The organism is Profundibacter amoris (genome assembly GCF_003544895.1).
Lineage (GTDB): Bacteria > Pseudomonadota > Alphaproteobacteria > Rhodobacterales > Rhodobacteraceae > Profundibacter > Profundibacter amoris.
Genome location: NZ_CP032125.1, coordinates 1,094,844 through 1,113,222 on the forward strand (window position 1 = coordinate 1,094,844; position 18,379 = coordinate 1,113,222).

An 18,379-nucleotide genomic window follows, 5' to 3' on the forward strand; every position below is an offset into this window, starting at 1 on the left:
ATGCCCGATACCCTGAAACGCCGGCTCGGACTTGGTCTGCTGACGGTCTATGGTGTCGGGATCATGGTCGGGGCCGGCATCTATGTACTGGTTGGGGCTGCGGCCGGTCAGGCGGGTATATGGGCGCCTGTTTCCTTCTTGCTGGCTGCCGTGGTTGTGGCCCCAACGGCGCTGACCTATTGCGAATTGTCGTCACGCATTCCAGAAGCAGCAGGTGAATCCGCCTATGTGGACGCCGGCATTGGCTGGCATTGGCTGGCACTGCTGGTCGGGGCCATCATTGTCATTTCCGGAACTGTCGCCGCTGCGGCGGTTCTGCGGGGCGGGGTTGGTTATCTGACCTCGATCACACCTCTGCGTTTTGACGTGGCGGTGATCGGGCTGGGCCTGCTTTTGATGCTGATTGCCATGATCGGCGCACTGGAAAGCCTGAGCTTTGCCGCCATTCTGACCATAATCGAGGTCTCGGGCCTGCTGATCATCATCTGGGCCGGATTTACCGCCGTGCCCGTGGCCGATTGGCAAAACCCGCCGCCACCGCAATGGTCGGGAATTATCGGGGCCTCGGTATTTGCCTTTTTCGCCTTTATCGGCTTCGAGGATCTGGTCAACATGTCCGAAGAAACCCGAAACCCTACGCGCAATATGCCCCGGGCCATATTGATGGCGCTGGGGATCACGGCTGTTCTATATGCGCTGGTGTCTCTGGCCGCTGTCCGCGCCGTGCCGGTTGAAAGGTTAGCTCAAAGCAGCCGGCCCCTGGCGCTGGTCTGGGAGGTAGCAACGGGTCGCCCCGCCGCATTCATGGCATGGATCGCGGTCGCGGCGGCGCTGAACGGGGTGCTTGCGCAAATGGTCATGGCCAGCCGCGTGTTATTCGGGCTGGGAAAACGCACAGCATATCTGGCAGTGTTCCACCGCGCCCACCCGCGTTTTGGCACGCCGGTTCTGGCCACCGTACTGATTGGCACAACGGTTATCATTTCGGCACTTGCCCTGCCGGTGGCAAAGCTGGCCGAAATAACCTCGATGGCGCTGCTGCTGGTTTTCGCCATTGTAAACACAACTTTGATCGCCCTGAAATACCGCCAGCCGGTGGCCCCTTTCCGGGTGCCCGCGATTGTGCCGTGGTTTGGGATGCTGGCGTCTTTGGCGGCATTTGGTGCAACGATCGGGGTCTCGCAATGACCGCCTCGCTGACTCTCGCCGCCCTTTGGGTGATCCTGGCCGCGATCGTTGCCCTGCTGCCCATGCGCCGCCAGTTCGCGCCGGGCATTGTGCTGCTTGCCGCCGCGCCGTTTTTGCTGGTCTATCTGGGTTATCAGCATGGCGGATGGATTGTGCTGGCGGCCAGCGTAGCCATCCTGTCCATGTTCCGCCGCCCGCTGTTCTACATGGGTAAACGCCTGATCCGGCGGGTCAGGGGGGCGGAATGACGCTGTCCTTTGTGCTGGCCTGCCTGTGGGTGATCGCCGCCAATGTGCTGGCGATGATCCCCAGCAAGGACAACTACTGGCGCCGCGCCTATTTCCTGATCGCCATCGGCGTGCCCCTGCTGGGCTATCTGACCTATCAGAACGGCCCGGTGTGGGGGATGATCTTCCTGATCGCGGGGGCGTCAATATTGCGCTGGCCGCTGGTGTATCTGGGGCGGTGGGTAAGGCGGATGGTCAAGGGGCAGGGGGCGGAATAACCCTTGATTGAAAATGTTCGATCCGACACTGTGCGAGGATGGTGAAGGTATCAGAAATAAAAGATGGAGAGAGTCTTGAAGCATGGCTTCTGGACAGGTCCGAATACGAGACAAAGATATTTGCAATTACGATCGCCCATCGGGCAGCAATGAGGGTGCTGCCATTGTATTGGGAATGGGTGGAAACGTCGGATGTTGCAAAAAAACGTGATTTGAAGACCTTGCCTGTTTTGCGCTGCAATCTGATTTCAGGGGTTGCGCGTGAAATGCCAACCCCTGAAATTAGGGCTGCCGCCCTCACCTCCCGCAATCCAGTTATTACCGCCATGGGCAAAACCATCGCTAGTGGAACAACATCATCCGCTGCCACTATCGGCGCCGATGCCTCTGGACGTGCTGTAACCATCGCCGCCTTTGACGACGTTCGCGCTTCCGCTAGATTTTCCGCCAAGGCCGCCAGTTGCGTCGACGTCGCTTCCCCCTTCACCTCCCGCACTGCCATCGCCACCGCCTTATGGAAACAACTTCGTAATGACTGCGATGCGCTGCAAAACAGGGACGAATTGGTGACTACGACCCTGTGGAATGATGGTGAAAACCCGTTTCAGAAGGAATGGGATGCGGTCCGCCAATCCCTGCCTGTCGCCACCCCCGCCCGATCCGAAGAAACCACCCTCGGGGTCGTGCCGGTGGACTGGTCCTTCTGGATCAACTGGTATCAGGACGCGCTGGAGGGGCGGGAGCCGGATTGGGATATGCTGGAAGAAATCGCCCTGATACTGGATGAGGATTGGGAAAAGGGACCGGAGCATATCAACAATCAGGTGATTGCGGGGATTGTCGGGAAATACCGTTTGCTGCGTGACGTTCAGGCATTGCGCAAGGAACTGGCCGCAGTGCGCCAAACGGCAACCGCAGCACCGATGGGGCACAACAATCCGCCAGAGGGGATCGAGGCCGAGGCGGAAGTTGTTACGCAGACAGAAATCATCTGGGATGCTCTGGAAGAGGCCGAAGAAGAGCTGTCCAAGCCAGAGCCATCGCCTTCGGTTTTGAAGCGGGTTGGCGTTGCAATACTCGGCGCATTGAAAAAAGCGTTGAAATACAGCGTAGGGCTTTTGGATATTGCATTGAAAAGTGCGGCAAAAGAAGGTGGCGCAATATTTGGAAAATGGGGTGCCCGTGGGGTGATTGCTTGGATTGCAGTGCAAAACCCGCATCTTGTATCACTTGGCCAGCAGTTGATCGAATATGCTAATAGTTTACGGAAATAGGGGCGTTCCATCGAATTACCCCCGTCATTTTGCAAAAATGACAGCGCCCGACCTCCCCACGGAGGGCGCTTTGCGACGTGGCAACCGGATTTAACGCGGCAGTTACCGCATAACCGTTTCATATATGTAACCCGTTGCGAAAGGCGCCCTCCAGGTCGGGCGCTGCCATTTTTGCGCGGGGGCGGGACACCGACATGCCGCGAACGGTATTGCCAAAGGCTGTGTTGCCAAAGCGCCCTCCCGTGGGGAGTGAAGCAGAACCGTGGCCCCAGTGGGCTGATGAACGGCGCTGTCCGGGCCGCTGGCCCGTCCGCTGTGTGACAAACGGGTTTGCCTTTGGCCGAAGTTTCGCTAAACCCTGCGCCATGGCTTATTCATATCCCCCCGTGCGCGGCACCCTGACCGAAAACCGTCCCCTGAATGATCTGACGTGGCTGCGGGTCGGCGGGCCGGCGGATGCGTTGTTTCAGCCTGCCGATGTGAATGATCTGGCCGGTTTTCTGCGGGCTTTGGCCCCCAAGATTGCCGTGTTCCCGATGGGGGTTGGCAGCAACCTGATTGTGCGCGATGGCGGTATTCGGGCGGTGGTGGTCCGCATGGGGCGCGGGTTCAACCGGATTGAAATCGACGGCACCCGCGTGACCGCCGGCGTGGCCGCGCTGGATGCGCATGTGGCGCGCAAGGCGGCGGAACAGGGGCTGGACCTGACCTTTCTGCGCACCATTCCCGGCGCGATTGGCGGGGCGGTGCGGATGAATGCGGGCTGTTACGGCTCTTATGTGGCGGATGTGTTTGTCAGCGCCAAGGCGGTGACGCGGGGCGGAGAGGTGGTGACGCTGACGGCGGATGATCTGGCTTTCCGCTACCGGCAAACCGATCTGCCCGAGGGCTGGGTTCTGCTCGAGGCCACCTTTGAAGCGCCGCGTGGCGATGCCGATACGCTGGCCGCCCGCATGGACGAGCAGATCGCCAAACGCGACGCCACCCAGCCGACCAAAGAGCGCAGCGCGGGATCGACGTTCCGCAATCCGGCGGGGTTCAGTTCCACGGGTCAGGCGGATGACAGTCACGATTTGAAGGCGTGGAAGGTGATTGATGACGCGGGTTTGCGCGGATTTTCCATCGGCGGGGCGCAAATGAGCGAAAAACACCCCAACTTTATGATCAACACCGGCGGGGCAACGGCGGGTGATCTGGAAAAACTGGGCGAAGAGGTGCGAAAAAGGGTTTTCAAATCAAGTGGTTTAACGCTAGAATGGGAAATTATGCGGATCGGTGAACCGGCCGCGGAAAAATAAACAATAAGGGGCCGCCAAAAAAAGGCCCCATAGGCAAATAAAGCACGAGGCGGGTATGTCGAGCAGGACAACCCCGAAAGTGGCGGTACTATTGGGCGGACCTTCGCGTGAACGCGAGGTGTCTTTGTCATCCGGGCGCGAATGCGTCACCGCACTGCGGGAAACAGGTTATGAAGTGATCGGGGTGGACGCGGGTCCGGACCTTGCCGCACGCCTGTGCGAAATTTCCCCCGATGTTGCCTTTAACGCGCTGCATGGCCGCTGGGGCGAAGACGGCTGCGTGCAGGGGCTGCTTGAGTGGCTGCAAATTCCATATACCCATTCCGGCGTGCTGGCCTCGGCTTTGGCAATGGACAAGGCGCGGGCGAAAGCGGCCTATCAATCCGTTGGCCTGCCGGTGGTGGACAGCGTGATTGCAACCACCGCAGAGGTGCAGGCGCGGCATGTAATGGTGCCGCCCTATGTGGTCAAACCGAACAATGAAGGGTCCAGCGTTGGTATTTATCTGGTGAACGAAGATGCCAACTCGCCACCCAAACTGTCGGAAAACATGCCCGATACCGTGATGGTCGAGGCCTTTGCCGCCGGTCGCGAACTGACCGTTACCGTGATGGGTGACCGCGCGCTGGCCGTGACGGATATCCTGACCGACGGCTGGTATGATTATGACGCGAAATATGTCGAGGGGGGATCGAAACATATCCTGCCTGCCGACCTGCCGCAGGAGATCACCGATGCCTGTCTGGACTACGCCCTGCGCGCCCATAATGTGCTGGGCTGTCGTGGCGTGTCGCGCACCGATTTCCGCTGGGACGAGGTGCGCGGACTGGACGGGCTGATCCTGCTGGAAACCAATACACAGCCGGGGATGACCCCGACGTCGCTTGCGCCGGAACAGGCCGCGCTTTGTGGATATTCTTTCCCTGAATTGTGCCGCTGGATGGTCGAGGACGCCTCATGCAACCGTTAAAGAAAACACATAATGCCCGCCGTGATCCGGCCCCCAGTCGCGCCGCCTATAAGGCGCAGCGCCTGATGCTGACCCCTGGTTTTCGGCGTTTTTTGCGGGTCGGGTTGCCGGTGATTGCGATTGCGGGGGCTGTCGGGATATTCCTGTCGGATGCCGACCGCCGTGATGCGCTGGAACTGAAGGTCTCGGAAATGCGCCGCGCGATCGAGGAGCGGCCGGAGTTCATGGTGAACCTGGTGGCGATTGATGGCGCGGGTGATGCCGTGGCCGCCGATATTCGCGAAATCATTCCGGTTGAATTTCCGATCACAGCCTTTGATCTGGATCTGGAAGACCTGCGGGCCAACATCGCGCAAATGGACGCGGTGGACAGTGTCGATGTGCAGGTGCGCAGCGGTATTTTGCAGATCAATGTGACCGAACGGGTGCCCGTATTGGTCTGGCGCACCTATGAGGGCACAATTCTTCTGGATGCAACCGGACACCGTGTGGCCCCGATCGCCTCGCGGGAAGAACGGTCTGATCTACCGCTTGTCGCGGGGGATGGTGCAGACGTTGCGGTTGAACAAGCCCTTGAAATTATTACTGCATCCGGTCCCTTGTTGGCGCGTGTGCGCGGGATTGAACGCATTGGCGAGCGCCGCTGGGATCTGGTGCTGGACCGTAACCAGCGGATTCTGCTGCCCGAGGACAACCCGATTGCCGCGCTGGAGCGTGTGATCGCCCTGAACAAGGCGCAGGACATGCTGGCGCGGGATTTGACAGTGATTGATATGAGGAATGGGCAACGCCCGACGATCAGGATTGCCGACAACGCCATCGAAGCGTTGCGGCAGATCCGGGCGGAAAATTGAGGGAGAACGAGGCATGAGCAACCAATACGAGGCCCAACGCGCGATGCGCAACATGCGCAAGGCCGCGATGCAGCGCGGGGTGATCGCGGTGCTGGATGTGGGCACTTCGAAAATCGCCTGTCTGGTGCTGCGGTTTGACGGTACCGACAAATTTACCGGCGTGGACGAAATGGGATCAAAGGCAGGGCAGTCCGGTTTTCGGGTGATCGGTGCAGCCACGACCCGTTCGCGCGGGGTGCGTTTTGGCGAAGTCTCTGCGATGCAGGAAACCGAACGGGCCGTCCGCACGGTCATTCAGGCGGCGCAAAAGATGGCGGATTTGCGGGTGGATCATGTGATCGCCTGTTTCTCGGGCGCGCGCCCGCGTTCATACGGGTTGGCCGGATCTATTGATTTGCAGGAAAATGTGGTCACTGAAAACGATGTATCGCATGTGCTGGCGATGTGTGATGTGCCCGATTACGGCGATAACCGCGAGGTGCTGCATTCCCAGCCGGTAAACTTCGCGTTGGATCATCGTAGCGGGTTGATTGATCCGCGCGGGCAGATCGGCAACCGGCTGGCGACAGATATGCACATGCTGACGGTGGATGCCACGGTTGTGGCCAACCTGCTGCATTGCATCAAACGCTGTGATCTGGAAATCGCGGGGCTGGCCTCGTCTGCTTATGTGGCCGGCATTTCCGCACTGGTCGAGGATGAACAGGAACTGGGCGCGGCCTGTATTGATATGGGCGGGGGTGCGACGGGCCTTTCGATCTTTATGAAAAAGCACATGATCTATTCGGATTCCGTGCGTCTGGGCGGCGACCATGTAACGGCGGATATTTCGCAAGGGTTGCAGGTGCCGATGGCCACGGCTGAACGGATCAAAACCTTTTACGGCGGCGTTGTCGCCACCGGCATGGATGACCGCGACATGATCGAGGTCGGCGGTGATACCGGCGATTGGGAACATGACCGGCGCACCGTTTCACGGGCCGAGCTGATCGGCATCATGCGCCCACGGGTCGAGGAAATTCTGGAAGAGGTACGCGCCCGTCTGGACGCGGCCGGATTTGAGCATCTGCCCAGCCAGCAAATCGTGCTGACAGGTGGCGGCAGCCAGATTCCGGGCCTTGACGGGTTGGCCACCAAAATTCTGGGCCAGCAGGTGCGCCTTGGGCGCCCAATGCGGGTTCAGGGGTTGCCGCAGGCGGCGACCGGACCGGCCTTTGCGGCCTCGGTCGGGCTGTGTTTGTTTGCGGCGCACCCGCAGGACGAATGGTGGGATTTCGATATTCCCGCAGAAAAATACCCCGCGCGGTCCTTCCGGCGGGCGGTAAAATGGTTCAAGGACAACTGGTAAACCGCAACATTTGGTGAACATGGCGAAATCCTGCCGAAAAATAACGTGTTTACCCCATATTTTGTGGTATATTTGTGTTTTTTAGGTGACGTTTGCCGTATCTGTGGATAAGATCGGTTAAGAGTAGGCAATCAATAGCCCTTGAAGGGCTTGGAACGAAAACAGGCGGATAGTTACATGGCATTGAATTTTGTAGAAGACCAACAGCAGCAGGATCTGAAACCACGCATTACAGTTTTTGGCGTAGGCGGGGCGGGCGGCAACGCTGTCAACAACATGATCGAAAAAGAACTCGACGGGGTCGAGTTTGTGGTGGCCAACACCGATGCGCAGGCGCTTCAGCAAAGTAACGCGGCCGCGAAAATCCAGATGGGTGTGAAAGTCACTGAAGGTCTGGGTGCCGGCGCGCGCCCCTCGGTCGGGGCCGCTGCTGCCGAAGAAACCATTGAATCCATCGTTGATCATCTGGCGGGCGCACATATGTGTTTCATCACCGCCGGCATGGGCGGCGGCACCGGCACAGGTGCTGCGCCGATCATCGCACAGGCCGCCCGTGAACTGGGTGTTCTGACCGTTGGCGTTGTCACCAAACCCTTCCAGTTCGAAGGCGGCAAGCGCATGAAGCAGGCCGAAGACGGTGTCGAGGCGCTGCAAAAGGTTGTTGATACGCTGATCATCATCCCCAACCAGAACCTGTTCCGTCTGGCGAATGAGAAAACCACATTTACCGAAGCCTTCTCGATGGCTGATGACGTTTTGTATCAGGGTGTCAAAGGTGTGACCGACCTGATGGTTCGTCCCGGACTGATCAATCTGGATTTTGCCGATGTTCGCGCCGTAATGGACGAAATGGGCAAGGCGATGATGGGTACAGGCGAAGGCGAAGGCGAAGATCGCGCCGTTCAGGCCGCTGAAAAAGCCATTGCCAACCCGCTGCTGGACGAAATCAGCCTGCGCGGCGCAAAAGGCGTGCTGATCAACATCACCGGTGGTTACGACCTGACCCTGTTCGAACTGGACGAAGCCGCCAACCGTATCCGCGAGGAAGTGGATGCCGAAGCAAACATCATCGTTGGCTCGACACTGGATACAAGCATGGAAGGCATGATGCGCGTTTCCGTGGTTGCCACCGGCATCGATGCTGTGGACGTGAATTCGGACATGCCGCTGCCGCGTCGCAGCCTGGCCGAGCCGCTGAAACAGCCCGAGGCGGCAACCGAGGCAAGTGAAGCCCCCGCCGCTGCTGTTGCGGCAACCGCCGTTGCCAGCGAAGCGAGCGAGCCATCCTTCTTTGACACGGCGCAAACAACAGCCGCAGAAGAAACCGACAACTTCTTTAACGAATTCAATGACACCTCTGACGATCTGCCCCCTCCGGCCTACCAGCCTGAAACCGAGGCAGCGCCGGCACAGGCCGAAAGCATCGAAGCAATTGAAGAAGACGTGGCCCAGTTCGTAGCGCCGCAGGCGCCGACCCCTGGAACACCATCGCCCGAGGCGATGGCGCGTTTGCAGGCCGCAGTTCATAACGTGCCCGGACGCGAAGTTCGGGAAGAGGCACCTCAGCCCGCCACTGACAAGCCGCGTTTCGGGATCAATTCGTTGATCAACCGGATGACTGGCCACAGTGAGTCAGGCCATGAAACGCCGGCCCAGCAGGTGCGCCAGCAGCCGCCGGTCCAAAGCCCCGCTGTAGAAGCCGAGGCGGATCCAGAGCAGGAGCGGGTTGAGATTCCGGCCTTCCTGCGGCGTCAGGCCAACTAAATAACGCTCAAATCTTTTTTAAAGGGGTCTGCATTTTCGCAGGCCCTTTTTATTTGAATACAAGGGGTTAGCTTGGCGTCACTCAACTTGTGGCAGGTCTTTGCGCATCTGTTACAAAGATGTTTCAAGCCGTTACAAACTGTGTGTTGTGTAATGCACCGGTACCATTTACCTCAAATCCGTCGGAAACAGGTATGTCTGGCGTATCCTTTAACGGGGCTTGAATGCAAACAACGATCAAATCGACAGTCAGCTTTACCGGCGTTGGCCTGCACACTGGCAAACCCGTGCGCATGACACTGCATCCGGCTTCGGCGCATTACGGTATCTGGTTCCGTCGCACCGATCTGGATGGCGACAGTTTGATCCCCGCGCGTTACGATGCTGTCAGCGATACACAGCTTTGCACAAAGATTTCCAACGGGGCTGGGGCCTCGGTTTCGACCATCGAACATATTATGGCGGCCCTTTCGGGATGTGGCGTTCAAAACGCGCTGATCGAAATAAATGGCCCCGAAGTGCCGGTTCTGGATGGCTCATCCGCTGAATTCGTCGAAGCATTGGTTGCAACAGGTCTGCGCCGTCTGGATGCACCCGTCCGCGCGATCGAGGTTTTGCAAACGGTGGAAGTTTCCGAAGGATTGGCCACGGCCCGCCTGGAGCCGTCAGATACGCTGCATATTGATTTCCATATTGATTTTGCCGAACAGTCCGAACTGATCGGGCGCCAGAACAAAACCCTGAACATGGCCAATGGCGCCTTTGTGCGTGAATTGTCCGACAGCCGCACATTCTGTCTGCAAAAAGACGTGGATATGATGCGCGCCAACGGTCTGGCCCTTGGTGGCACTGTTGAAAACGCGGTTGTTGTGGATGGAGATACGGTGCTTTCGCCCGGTGGCCTGCGCCACAAGGACGAGGCCGTGCGCCATAAAATGCTGGACGCATTGGGCGATCTGGCGCTGGCCGGTGCGCCGCTTTTGGGCCGATATACCGGTATTCGTGCGGGCCATGCGATGACCAATAAATTGTTGCGCAAACTGTTCGCCACGCCGGGCGCTTATCGCATGGTGGAATGCGATGAAACGCTTGCTGCGCGCCTGCCTGGCGTCGGTGTTCACCGCGCTGATTTGCCCGCCTCTGTGTAATCCCATAAACAAGCGATGAAAAAACGCAGTTAAGGCGTTTTGCACCGGATTTTTCTGTGCTAGACAGAGTCGAAGTAATTGGGACCAAAGCGGTCCGTACAGGCATATGACGGGGTAGTCGGGGAATGGCACGCGGTAAAACACGCTTGGTTCTGATTGGAATGATGGCTGCTTTGGCCATTACGGCTGGCTGCTCTGGCAAAGGGGGCAATCGCGCAAAAGAGCGCCCTCTTGAATCATATAGCGCCGAAGAATTGTACAAACGCGCCGAATTCGAACTGGAAACCAAGCGCAAAGCGACCGAAGCCACCAAGCTGTTTGGCGAGGTCGAGCGCCTGTATCCCTATTCGGAATGGGCCAAACGCGCCTTGATCATGCAGGCATTCGCCTTTCACAAGGACAAGAAATACGAAGAAAGCCGCGCCGCTGCACAGCGGTTCATTGATTTTTACCCTGCCGACGAAGACGCTGCCTATGCGCAATATCTGCTGGCAATTTCCTATTACGACCAGATTGATGATGTTGGCCGCGATCAGGGTCTGACCTTTCAGGCCCTGCAGGCCCTGCGCACCGTGATTGAACGCTACCCCGATAGTGATTACGCACGGTCAGCGATTCTGAAATTTGATCTGGCGTTTGACCATCTGGCCGCCAAGGAAATGGAAATTGGTCGCTATTACCTGAAAAAAGGCCATTTCACTGCCGCGATCAACCGGTTCCGTGTGGTGGTCGAGCAATTCCAGACCACATCGCACACCGCCGAGGCGCTGCATCGCCTGGTCGAAGCCTATCTGTCGCTGGGTCTGGACGAAGAGGCACAGACGGCTGGCGCGATCCTTGGCCACAACTTCAAATCGACCGAGTGGTATAAGGATAGTTACCGCCTGTTGACCGGACGCGGTCTGGAACCCAAGGTGCGCGGTAAAAACTGGCTGGCAACGATTTACCGCCAGATGATCAAGGGCGAATGGCTCTGATCGGGCAAGATCGGGGAAGCTATGCTCAGAAGCCTTGATATTCGGGACATTCTAATCATCGACAGGCTGGAACTTGCGTTCCAGCCTGGTTTGAATGTGCTGACCGGGGAAACCGGGGCGGGGAAATCCATTTTGCTGGATTCGCTTGGCTTTGTGCTGGGCTGGCGCGGGCGGGCCGAACTGGTGCGCTCTGGTGTCGATCAGGGCGAGGTGATGGCGGTGTTTGATCTGCCCGATGGTCACGCGGCGCGGGCCGTGCTGGAAGAGGCCGGCCTGCCGGTCGAGGACGAGCTGATTTTGCGGCGGGTAAACACCAAAGACGGGCGCAAAACCGCGTGGGTCAATGACCGGCGTTGTTCCGGCGAGGTGCTGCGCGCGTTGTCGGATACATTGGTGGAATTGCACGGCCAGTTTGATGATCGTGGCCTGTTGAACCCGCGCGGGCATATGGCGATGCTGGATGATTTTGGTAATCATTCCAAAGACCTGGATGTCTTGCGGCGGCAATGGCGGGCGGTTGGAGCTGTGCGCAAGACGCTAGAACAGGCCGAGGCCGATCTGGCGGCTGTGCGTGCCGAGGAAGAATTCCTGCGCCACGCGGTCGCGGAGCTGGACACGCTGGACCCGCAGCCACAGGAAGAGGCCGCGCTGGATGCCAAACGCCGCCTTATGCAGGGCGCCGAGCGTATCCGCGAAGATGTGTCCAAAGCCCTTGCCGCGATCGGCTACGAGGGGGCCGAGGGGCTGGTGAATGATGCCACCCGCTGGCTGGAAGGGGCGGCGGATCAGGCCGAGGGGCGGCTGACCGGCCCGCTTGAGGCTTTGCTACGGGTTCAGGATGCATTGGGCGAAGCGCAGGCCGGGGTCGAGGCAACGCTTGAGGCATTGGCATTCGATCCGTCTGAGTTGGAACACGCCGAAGAACGCCTGTTCGCAATCCGCGCATTGGCGCGCAAGCACGAGGTATTGCCCGATGATCTGGGCGGATTCGCTGATACCCTGCGCGAAAAACTGACCGCGATGGATCAGGGCGAAGGGAATGTCGCGGACCTGCGTGCCGCCCTTGCGGCCGAGGAAAAAACCTATGGCGAAATGGCCGCGAAACTGACCGCCAAGCGCCAGAAAGCGGCACGCGCGCTGGACAAGGCGATGGCCGCCGAACTGGCTCCGCTGAAAATGGAACGGGCGGTGTTTACCACGGAAATCACAGCCGCCGATGCGGGGCCGGACGGGCAGGATGCGGTGGTGTTCACGGTGGCCACCAACCCCGGTGCGCCCTCGGGACCGCTGAACAAAATCGCTTCGGGCGGGGAACTATCGCGGTTCCTGCTGGCGCTGAAGGTGTGTTTGACGGCGCAAATCAGCGGCATCACGATGATATTCGATGAAATCGATCGCGGTGTGGGCGGGGCAACGGCGGATGCTGTCGGGCGGCGTCTGGCGGCGCTGGCGGATGGTGCGCAGGTGCTGGTCGTCACCCATTCGCCGCAGGTGGCGGCACGCGGTGCGCATCACTGGCGGGTGGAAAAACGTGTGGCAAAAGGGCAAACCACGTCGGCGGTTGTGCCGCTGGACGAGGTCGCCCGTGTTGACGAAATCGCGCGGATGTTGTCGGCGGACAAAGTAACCGATGTGGCCCGCGAGGCCGCCAAGTCTTTGATAATGGACAAGTAAATTCGGGACGGCCGCCTGATGTTTAACACTGAATATAGCGTGTCATTGCCACCAAACGAGCCATCCCGAATCCCGGTAACCCGGATATATTTACTTTGAACAAACCGCCCCGGAAGGGGGATGGTCTATTCGAAAAAGAATTTAGGGTTTGCAGCGAGTAACCTGTTCACCGTGATTCAATAAAGTCAGATTGCACCGGTTCGGTATGACTCGTCATACCCCATATGGGGTAAACTGTGAAAATATTATAAATATTTTTCGATCAGTGGAATGATTTCGGGCCATTTCAGGAAAAACACCAGTTGACCGGCATCCTCGTAGGTGCGGAAATCGATCCACGGGTATTTCCGCTGGAATTCGCGCAGGGTTTCGGCGGGCACTTGCGGGTCTTGCAGCCCGTTCAGATAATGCACGGGAACCGCCCCCTGAAGGTTTTCCAGCACGGGCGCCCAATCGGTTGTTTCCTGAACGGTCACTTCCATTGCGAAAGCCTTGTGGGCGCTATGGGTTTTCGACAGGCAGACTTCGGAGCCGCAGACCATGGCCTCGAAGACCTCGGGGTTTTCGAAAGTGGCAACATCGGCTTTTGATCCGCCGTAAACCGCATGGACAAAGCCGCGTTTTCCCAGCCGGCGTGCCAGAGAAAAACCGGCTTTGACCATGAAGGGCAACAGATGCGGAGTATATCTGGCCCCCGCCAGAATGAACCGGTGCCATTTGTCCATGCGTTCATATTGCACGGAGCGGTCCAGCGGGAAGGTGCCCGAGCAGGCAATAACGCCGCTGACACGGTCGGGGTAGGCCTGATGCAGATAGGCGGAATAGTATACGTCGGCCCCAAGGGAAACAAAGGGGCAGCGGTCGATTTCCAAATGGTCCATCAATTGCACAAGGTCATCGGCAATGGTCGGCCCCAGTTCCTTTTTCTTCGGGAAAGGCGAAGAGTTCCCGAAGCCGGCACGCACCGGAACGACAATTTTCAGACCCCGTTTCGCCGCGTGTGCCTCGGCCGAGGCGGGCCAGCGCACCAGCCCGTAATCCTGCGGCAGAAAGAACAACGGGCGCCCCTTTGGATCACCCAGTATCAGGTAATCCATTTTCCGTCCGTCCCGCAAGGTCAGCACATGGAAGGGGCGGGTTTCCAGATTATGGGTGCCTGTGCTTTCACCGGAAACCTGTGCCGCGGTGTCTTCGGTGTAACTGGCGATGTCCATCATCGACAGGGTCAGGCGGACCAGTTCGGTTTGCGAACGGGTTTCGGTTTTGCCCAGAACCGATTTCAATTGCGCCCGTACCGTATCCACAGACCGCCCGCGGGCATCAGCGATTTCACGCAGGCTCTGACATTCGGCAAGCCCCCGCACCACGCCGGTTTCCGCAGTTGTCAGGCCAAAGGCGGAATTCAGCAGGGCGTCAAACCCTTCGGGCCAACTGACTTCTGAAGTGATGGCCACCACCAGCGGAGGTTCGTTTTCCTGCCGCAGGGTTTGCAACTGGAACACCACCAAACGGTTGTTATCGGTCATTCGGGCGCGAAATACGGCAGTCATTTCGCCATTGCTCATCAGCATGGCGGCGGCCTGTTTTTCCAATGCTGCCAGATCGTCCGGCTCGATCGGCAGTTCCGACAGCCTGTTGCCCTTTTGCACGCCTAAAACCTGCATCGCCGGACTGTTCAAATCGACAATCCGCAAATCCCTGCCAATCAGAAAGGCCGCTGCCTTGTCCACATTGGCCAAATGGTTTTCAGTCGAAGAATTATCATCCAGCTTTTCCAGAAACCGGTCGGCGCGGGTGAAATGGCTGACATATTCGGCATCCAGATCAACATTGACCAAAGTGCCGTTCGCCCCTTTGCGCAAGGGCCGGATCATATCCTCCCAATGGTCCAGAAGTTCCTCGTAACGGGTGGGGTCCATGGCCACTTCGTACAGGCGGTCAATCACCTCGTCGCGCACTCCGGGCGGAGTCTCGCTGTTGATTTTGCCTGTGTTTTTGACCATGCCGCGCGTTACCCTGTAGCCCCCCAAGCAATTTTGCACATTTTCCTTGCCGGCAAGATTTGACGGGAAGAAAATATATATGTGTAAAACTGCTCGAGGAAATTCTCAAATTTATACGTTCAGGGTATCATTCTTACCTGATCGTTCCAAATTGTGAACCGGAAACAGAGTGTTTATTCGCAATAACAACACACTAAGGATAAGTTCTCAGGTGGGTCGTACAACCTTGGCGGGATTCAAGGTGTATTTCGGGTCCATCACCGATTTGATATCCCCCATCACATCCCAGCCGTCACCATGTTCGGCGGGCATGTAATCCAGCTTGCCTATGCCGATACCGTGCTCGCCGGTGGCCGTACCACCCATTGCCAGCGCCCGTTCCACCATGCGGTTTGACAGGTCTTTGGCGGTTTTCATTTCCGCCTCGTTGCCCGGTTCCACCAGCAGGATCGCGTGGAAATTCCCGTCCCCCACATGGCCAAGGATCGGACCCGGAATGGGGCTGGCGGCGATGTCGGCGCGGGTTTCTTCAACCGCCTGTGCAAGGCGCGAGATCGGCACGCAGACATCGGTGACAACCGCGGTGGCCCCTTTGCGCAGGGCAACGCAGGCGTAATAGGCCTTGTGGCGCATGTCCCACAGGGCGTTGCGTTCTTCGGTTTTGGCGGACCATTTGAAACCGGTGCCGCCCATGTCCTGCACGATTTCGCCAAAGCGTTCGGCCTGCTCGGCAACGCCCGCGTCCGAGCCGTGGAATTCCACCAGCAGATGCGGCACTTCGGGCATATCAGTGCCGGAATAGGCGTTGCAGGCCCGCGTGGTATCGGCGTCGATGAATTCGATCCGCGCCATCGGGATTCCCATCTGGATGGTGGCGATCACCGCGTTCACCGCATCGCCGATATCGTCAAAGGAACAGACGGCAGATGAAATCGCCTCGGGCTGACCATGCAGGCGCAGGGTCAGTTCGGTGATGATGCCAAGGGTGCCCTCGGCCCCGACGAACAGCGCGGTCAGATCATATCCGGCCGAAGATTTGCGCGCGCGGCTGCCGGTGCGGATGACGCGGCCATCGGCCAGAACCACCTCAAGCGCCAGAACATTGTCGCGCATGGTGCCGTAACGCACCGCCGTTGTGCCGCTGGCCCGTGTGCTGGCCATGCCGCCAAGGGTGGCATTGGCGCCGGGATCGACCGGAAAGAACAGACCGGTGGTGCGCAGTTCGGTGTTCAGCTCCTCGCGGGTCAGGCCGGGCTGGATCACCACATCCATGTCCTCGGCGTTCACCGCCAGCAGGCGATTCATCCGCCCCAGATCAATCGTCACGCCACCCTTTACCGCTAATGTGTGCCCTTCAAGCGAAGTGCCCGCACCATAGGGAATGACCGGACAATCATGTTCGTTGCAAATCTGCATGATCTGCGAAACCTCGTCGGTATCCAGCGGATAGGCCACCGCATCGGGCGGGGCGGGGGGGAAATGGGTCTCGGATGCGCCGTGGGCCTCCAGATCGGGCTTGGCCACAGATAGACGATCCCCTAGAACAGTGGTTAATGCAGTGATTGCGAACTGGATGGTCATTGCGGGCCTCAAAGCTGTTTTGCGCAAGATAGGCCAAGGTAACGCGGGGTTAAAGCCCGCAATTAAAGGTAGGGCGCTGGCGGTGCTGAACGAGGAAAAAACACTGGCGGCCCGCAAGCTGGGCGAAGGCGTGGACAGCCTGCGCGCCGGCTTACGGGTGTTGCGCCAAAAGGGGCCAAGCCAGGTCCAGTTCTGGTTCATTGCGCTGCTTATCGGCATTGCCTCGGGATACGCGGCACTTGGCTTTCGCAAGGGGATCACAGCGTTGCAAGGCTGGCTCTACGGGGCCGAAGATTTGCATATGCTGCACACATTCGCCGAAACGCTGCAATGGTACTGGATTCTGACAATCCCGATTGTTGGCGGGCTGGTCGTGGGGCTGATTCTGAATCGTTATACCGACGACGGGGTGGTGCGTTCGGTTGCCGATGTGATCGAAGGCGCGGCGATGAACGAAGGGCGGGTTGAACAAAAAGAGGGCATTGCCAGTGCCATTGCCTCGATGATCACGCTGGCCTCGGGCGGGTCCAGCGGGCGCGAGGGGCCGGTGGTGCATCTGGCCTCGGTGATTTCCAGCTGGGTGTCGAACCGCATCCATGCAAACGGCATCACGGGGCGTGATCTGCTGGGCTGCGCGGTGGCGGCGGCGGTTTCGGTGTCGTTCAACGCGCCGATTGCCGGGGCGCTGTTTGCGCTGGAAGTGGTGTTGCGGCACTTTGCCGTGCATGCCTTTGCACCGATCGTGATTGCGTCCGTTGCGGGCACGGTGATCAGCCGGATACATCTGGGCGATGTCACCGAATTTACCGTTCCGGTCGAAGGGTCGCTGGTGTTTTATGTGGAATTACCGGCGTTTATGATCCTCGGGCTGGTTAGCGGCCTTGTGGCTGTGGCGCTGATGAAGGCGGTGTTCTGGGCCGATGATCTGGGCACCTATGTGCAAAACCGCACCCATATGCCCGGCTGGCTGCGCCCAGCCGTGGCCGGTGCGATGCTGGGGGCGCTGGCGATTGTCTTTCCGCATATCATCGGGGTTGGTTATGAAACCACATCGCGGGCGCTGACCGGCAATCTGCTGCTGTATCAGGCGATGATTTTCGCGGTGATCAAGGTGATTGCCGTGGCCATCACCATGGCGGGCCGGATGGGCGGCGGCATCTTTTCCCCGTCCCTGATGACCGGTGCGCTGACGGGGCTGGCATTCGGGCTGATCTCGACCTCGATCTTTCCCAATGTGTCGGGCTCGGAAACCATCTATGCGCTGGCGGGCATGGGCGCGGTCGCGGCGGCAGTTCTGGGGGCGCCGATTTCCACCACATTGATTGTGTTCGAGCTGACCGGCGACTGGCAAACAGGGATCGCGGTGATGGTGGCGGTGTCGCTGTCGACCGCCCTGGCCAGCCGGATCGTGGACCGGTCGTTCTTTCTGACATTGCTCGAGCGCAAGGGCGTGCATCTGTCGGCAGGCCCGCAGGCCTATTTGTTGTCGATGTGCGGTGTGGCCAGCGTGATGCGGGCCAAAGGCACCGAAGGCGCGCCCTCGGATGACGCCTGTTGGGAAATGATCGGGCAGGGGGTCTATATCGATGGCAACGCCACCCTGAAACAGGCGATGCCGATTTTCGACAGCACCGCGCATGCCTTTATCCCCGTTGTGACACTGGGCAGCGAGGCGGAGTCGCCCGAGTTGTGGGGCGCACTGTTTCAGGTGGACGCGCTAAAGGCCTATAACAAGGCGCTGGCGGCCACGGCGGCCGAGGAACATTCGTAACCGGTGCGCCCTATCGCCAGTGGC

15 protein-coding genes are annotated in these 18,379 nt (G+C 58.9%); 13 read left to right on the forward strand and 2 right to left on the reverse strand.

From position 1 onward, the window contains the following. The 12 genes from BAR1_RS05455 (at position 1) to recN (ending at position 13,000) form a co-directional block, all read left to right on the forward strand. Positions 1–1,188 carry an APC family permease gene (locus BAR1_RS05455; RefSeq protein WP_118942084.1) on the forward strand — a complete coding sequence of 396 codons (1,188 nt, stop codon included), beginning with the start codon at positions 1–3 and terminating at the stop codon, positions 1,186–1,188. Further along, positions 1,185–1,436 carry a DUF2484 family protein gene (locus BAR1_RS05460; RefSeq protein ID WP_118942085.1) on the forward strand — a complete coding sequence of 84 codons (252 nt, stop codon included), beginning with the start codon at positions 1,185–1,187 and terminating at the stop codon, positions 1,434–1,436. The genes BAR1_RS05455 and BAR1_RS05460 overlap by 4 nt, the downstream gene beginning before the upstream one ends. Beyond that, complete coding sequence (locus BAR1_RS05465; protein ID WP_118942086.1) at positions 1,433–1,693, forward strand: DUF2484 family protein; 261 nt, start codon at positions 1,433–1,435, stop codon at positions 1,691–1,693. Before BAR1_RS05460 ends, BAR1_RS05465 begins: the two co-directional genes overlap by 4 nt. A gap of 41 nt (positions 1,694–1,734) precedes the next feature. After that, entirely contained in the window at positions 1,735–2,967 is a 1,233-nt protein-coding gene (locus tag BAR1_RS05470) for a hypothetical protein (RefSeq protein ID WP_162891678.1), read from the forward strand. 365 nt (positions 2,968–3,332) lie between these two features. Further along, entirely contained in the window at positions 3,333–4,265 is a 933-nt protein-coding gene (gene murB, locus BAR1_RS05475) for a UDP-N-acetylmuramate dehydrogenase (RefSeq protein WP_118942088.1), read from the forward strand. Between the two features lie 55 nt (positions 4,266–4,320). After that, positions 4,321–5,235, forward strand: a complete 915-nt coding sequence (locus BAR1_RS05480) for a D-alanine--D-alanine ligase (RefSeq protein ID WP_118942089.1) — start codon at positions 4,321–4,323, stop codon at positions 5,233–5,235. Continuing rightward, positions 5,223–6,089 carry a cell division protein FtsQ/DivIB gene (locus BAR1_RS05485; RefSeq protein ID WP_118942090.1) on the forward strand — a complete coding sequence of 289 codons (867 nt, stop codon included), beginning with the start codon at positions 5,223–5,225 and terminating at the stop codon, positions 6,087–6,089. Before BAR1_RS05480 ends, BAR1_RS05485 begins: the two co-directional genes overlap by 13 nt. 13 nt (positions 6,090–6,102) lie before the next feature. After that, entirely contained in the window at positions 6,103–7,437 is a 1,335-nt protein-coding gene (ftsA, locus tag BAR1_RS05490; RefSeq protein WP_118942091.1) for a cell division protein FtsA, read from the forward strand. A 177-nt stretch (positions 7,438–7,614) separates the two neighbouring features. After that, entirely contained in the window at positions 7,615–9,201 is a 1,587-nt protein-coding gene (ftsZ, locus tag BAR1_RS05495) for a cell division protein FtsZ (protein WP_118942092.1), read from the forward strand. Between the two features lie 224 nt (positions 9,202–9,425). Then, positions 9,426–10,349 carry a UDP-3-O-acyl-N-acetylglucosamine deacetylase gene (lpxC, locus tag BAR1_RS05500; RefSeq protein ID WP_118942093.1) on the forward strand — a complete coding sequence of 308 codons (924 nt, stop codon included), beginning with the start codon at positions 9,426–9,428 and terminating at the stop codon, positions 10,347–10,349. Between the two features lie 125 nt (positions 10,350–10,474). Then, on the forward strand, positions 10,475–11,326 hold the full coding sequence (locus BAR1_RS05505; protein WP_118942094.1) for an outer membrane protein assembly factor BamD: 852 nt from the start codon (positions 10,475–10,477) through the stop codon (positions 11,324–11,326). Between the two features lie 21 nt (positions 11,327–11,347). Then, entirely contained in the window at positions 11,348–13,000 is a 1,653-nt protein-coding gene (gene recN, locus BAR1_RS05510; RefSeq protein ID WP_118942095.1) for a DNA repair protein RecN, read from the forward strand. A gap of 245 nt (positions 13,001–13,245) precedes the next feature. Here the strand turns inward: recN and BAR1_RS05515 are convergent, their stop codons facing one another. Continuing rightward, entirely contained in the window at positions 13,246–15,003 is a 1,758-nt protein-coding gene (locus BAR1_RS05515) for a LuxR C-terminal-related transcriptional regulator (protein WP_118942096.1), read from the reverse strand. A gap of 207 nt (positions 15,004–15,210) precedes the next feature. Next, positions 15,211–16,584, reverse strand: a complete 1,374-nt coding sequence (locus BAR1_RS05520; RefSeq protein WP_118942097.1) for an FAD-binding oxidoreductase — start codon at positions 16,582–16,584, stop codon at positions 15,211–15,213. A gap of 82 nt (positions 16,585–16,666) precedes the next feature. Between BAR1_RS05520 and BAR1_RS05525 the strand changes: the two genes are divergently transcribed. Continuing rightward, positions 16,667–18,355: a chloride channel protein gene (locus BAR1_RS05525; RefSeq protein WP_407681525.1), complete on the forward strand. Its 1,689-nt coding sequence runs from the start codon at positions 16,667–16,669 to the stop codon at positions 18,353–18,355. Positions 18,356–18,379 lie beyond the last annotated feature (24 nt).

Bases quoted from the DNA above. Each gene is read 5' to 3' on its own strand.
- BAR1_RS05455 (WP_118942084.1), top strand. From the start codon at position 1: ATGCCCGATACCCTGAAACGCCGGCTCGGACTTGGTCTGCTGACGGTC.
- BAR1_RS05460 (WP_118942085.1), top strand. From the start codon at position 1,185: ATGACCGCCTCGCTGACTCTCGCCGCCCTTTGGGTGATCCTGGCCGCG.
- BAR1_RS05465 (WP_118942086.1), top strand. From the start codon at position 1,433: ATGACGCTGTCCTTTGTGCTGGCCTGCCTGTGGGTGATCGCCGCCAAT.
- murB (WP_118942088.1), top strand. From the start codon at position 3,333: ATGGCTTATTCATATCCCCCCGTGCGCGGCACCCTGACCGAAAACCGT.
- BAR1_RS05480 (WP_118942089.1), top strand. From the start codon at position 4,321: ATGTCGAGCAGGACAACCCCGAAAGTGGCGGTACTATTGGGCGGACCT.
- BAR1_RS05485 (WP_118942090.1), top strand. From the start codon at position 5,223: ATGCAACCGTTAAAGAAAACACATAATGCCCGCCGTGATCCGGCCCCC.
- ftsA (WP_118942091.1), top strand. From the start codon at position 6,103: ATGAGCAACCAATACGAGGCCCAACGCGCGATGCGCAACATGCGCAAG.
- ftsZ (WP_118942092.1), top strand. From the start codon at position 7,615: ATGGCATTGAATTTTGTAGAAGACCAACAGCAGCAGGATCTGAAACCA.
- lpxC (WP_118942093.1), top strand. From the start codon at position 9,426: ATGCAAACAACGATCAAATCGACAGTCAGCTTTACCGGCGTTGGCCTG.
- BAR1_RS05505 (WP_118942094.1), top strand. From the start codon at position 10,475: ATGGCACGCGGTAAAACACGCTTGGTTCTGATTGGAATGATGGCTGCT.
- recN (WP_118942095.1), top strand. From the start codon at position 11,348: ATGCTCAGAAGCCTTGATATTCGGGACATTCTAATCATCGACAGGCTG.
- BAR1_RS05515 (WP_118942096.1), bottom strand. From the start codon at position 15,003: ATGGTCAAAAACACAGGCAAAATCAACAGCGAGACTCCGCCCGGAGTG.
- BAR1_RS05520 (WP_118942097.1), bottom strand. From the start codon at position 16,584: ATGACCATCCAGTTCGCAATCACTGCATTAACCACTGTTCTAGGGGAT.